The sequence below is a fragment of the uncultured Caballeronia sp. genome (assembly GCF_964243625.1).
Lineage (GTDB): Bacteria > Pseudomonadota > Gammaproteobacteria > Burkholderiales > Burkholderiaceae > Caballeronia.
This window is the reverse complement of record NZ_CAXTGZ010000790.1, coordinates 1-2,393: the sequence shown is the minus strand read 5'-3', so window position 1 is coordinate 2,393 and position 2,393 is coordinate 1. Positions and strand designations below refer to the sequence as shown.

1 protein-coding gene and 2 pseudogenes are annotated in these 2,393 nt (G+C 60.8%); 1 reads left to right on the top strand and 2 read right to left on the bottom strand.

The genetic code is table 11. From position 1 onward, the window contains the following. Positions 1 to 1,081 (bottom strand): annotated as a pseudogene (locus ACFFAR_RS30935) (membrane-bound PQQ-dependent dehydrogenase, glucose/quinate/shikimate family); the annotation flags it as partial. A gap of 310 nt (positions 1,082 to 1,391) precedes the next feature. Further along, positions 1,392 to 2,087: a GNAT family N-acetyltransferase gene (locus tag ACFFAR_RS30930; protein ID WP_174365360.1), complete on the bottom strand. Its 696-nt coding sequence runs from the start codon at positions 2,085 to 2,087 to the stop codon at positions 1,392 to 1,394. Between the two features lie 198 nt (positions 2,088 to 2,285). Here ACFFAR_RS30930 and ACFFAR_RS30925 point away from each other — a divergent pair. Beyond that, positions 2,286 to 2,393: pseudogene (locus ACFFAR_RS30925) on the top strand (NAD(P)/FAD-dependent oxidoreductase); the annotation flags it as partial.

Genomic DNA, 2,393 nt, shown 5'->3' with positions numbered 1-2,393 from the left:
CCGCAACGACGATGACCTTCGATGTAATGATCGGCGGCGACGTGGGCTCATACTGACCAGGGGTCTTGACCGGCTGCAGATGCTGCAGATCGAGCACGCCGTTTTCGGCGAAGGTGGCACAGCGCTGACCGGTGGCGGCATCGAGTTCGAACAGGCGGCCATCGTTCACCGGGAGGATGATCCGGCGCGAGCACGCGGGCAGGGCCGCTGCGCTGCTGGTCTCGCGCGCCTGCGATGCGGCGGCGGTCTCGTGGTAGGAAACGCCTCTGCATGTTACGTGCTGGAAGCTGGGATCAGGCTTGAGGTCCGGGTTGAAACGCCATTTCTCCTTGCCCGTCGCTCCATCCAGCGCGATCGCAATCTGATGCGGCGTGCAGAAGAACAGCGTTCCATCGACTGCCAGCGGTGTCACTTCGTTGGTTATCTCGACCGGATCGTTCGGCCCTTTCATGTCGCCGGTGCGGAACATCCAGGCCTCTTTCAAGGTGCCCGTGTTCCTGCTGTTGATCTGCGTGAGCGGCGAATATCGCGTTCCAGCTTGCGTACTGCCGTAGGCGAGCCAATCGCCCGGCCGGGAGGCGGCCGCTGCCGGCGCGCTGTCTGTCTGCGCCTGCACGGTGCCGTTGATTTCCTGCGGATCGTTGAACGCGGCATATGCAAGGGCGATGCCGCTAAGCACCACCGCTGCAGCGAGCGTCAGGCCGCCTTTCTTTACGGGCGTCGCAAACAGGCGATAGGTGAATGGAAGCAACAGCCAGACGCCGGCGATAACCAGTACGTCCAGGCGCGGCGCCAGCGCCCAAAAGTCGAACCCCGCCTCGATGACCGCCCATATCAAGGTGCCAAAGAGCAGCAGCGCATAAAGATAAAGCGCCGACGTGCTTCGTCGCCAGACGAGATAAGCGACCGCCAGCATGAAAAGTCCGGCGATCACGTAATAAGGCGACCCTCCGATTGCGATCAGCCAGATACCCATTGCCACGAGGTAAATCCCCGACAGCAACAAAAACGCAATGGTGAGCCACTTTACGATGGGAGATGACGCGACAGGGGATCGCGCTGCCGGAGAGTTCGTGTTCATTTACGCACCTCGGGTTGTAGCCTCTAGCGGTTCTTGGCAGAACGGTGCCAAGGAAATTGCATGACGGGAAGGGTAACCGGTGTGGAATACGCTATGCCGGATCGACTTGATGCGGCTATCGCGCCGTCGAACATGGCGACCCGAAAGGCACACACATCGGCGGAGCGCCCGGGCGGCGCGCGCAAGCTTTCAAAAAAGTCGAAATTTCGGCGATGCGCATGAATATGACTTTTATAGAAACAAGCGCTGCTTCGCAATCATCATGCCCGGAGGGTCACATCGAGCCGGGGGCACGGTTCAGGTTGCGCGTCTAGCGCTTCGTGACCGCGGCAATATCGAACACGGCGCGGACTCCGAATCCGAGCTTTTCATACACGCTGGCCGCGCCGGTGTTTCCGTCTCTCACGTGAAGAAACGCGGTGTCGCCACGCTCGAGGATGGTCTCCGTGATTGCCGCGCTCAGTAGCTGCGCATAGCGCTTGCCTCGATGCTCAGGATGCGTGCATACGCCGCTTACCTCGGTTGCGCCGTCGAGCCGCATCCGCTCCCCAGCCATTGCAATGAGCTTGTCGTCGTGATCGAAGATACCCAGATACCGGCCTAGTGTGACCGTTCGAGCTTCCATCGGGCCGGGCTGTGCCAGCGCGGCGAGCTCGACCATGGCGTTGCCATCGGCGAGGGTGAGTACGCGCATTGACGGGTGAGCAGCCGCGCGTGCGGGTGCCTTGAAACTCGCCCTCGTGCATGTCATCTGCGCGAGGGTGTAGCGCCAGTCGACAGTCCAGTCTTCGGGCGGCGCGTCCTTGTCGATGGCGAAAACGCCAACCAGCGAACCGGCGCCCACAACTTCGGCCAGTGCGCTCCAGCAAGCCGGATCGGCGGAATTCATGACCGCTGCGATGGGCGATATGGACGGTTCGAAGCGGCGAGCCAATTCATTGCCCGAGCTGACCGAGCGTTGCAAGGTGGTGAGCGCGTTCCACGCCGGATTGTCGAGAGGATGCACTAAGCGAAGCTCCTTTTAAGGTTAGTGGGGGGTGCCGTCTTACCATGAACACCAGGCAGCCCGCAATATTCCCTGCACGGCTAACTGATTACCGATATCTCGGTTGCCAATAGTGCCTTCATTGCCGGTCGTCTGCTGCTTCTGTATGGTGTTCGTCATGCGCAATGCACTGATACGCAGCACAGAAGAGGATACTGAATGACTTCCGAGAACGGCACCCATACCGATACCCCGATCCGCACCGATGTCCTGATTGTCGGTGCCGGTCCCGTTGGACTTTTTGCGGCGTTCGAGGCGGGCGTCGTC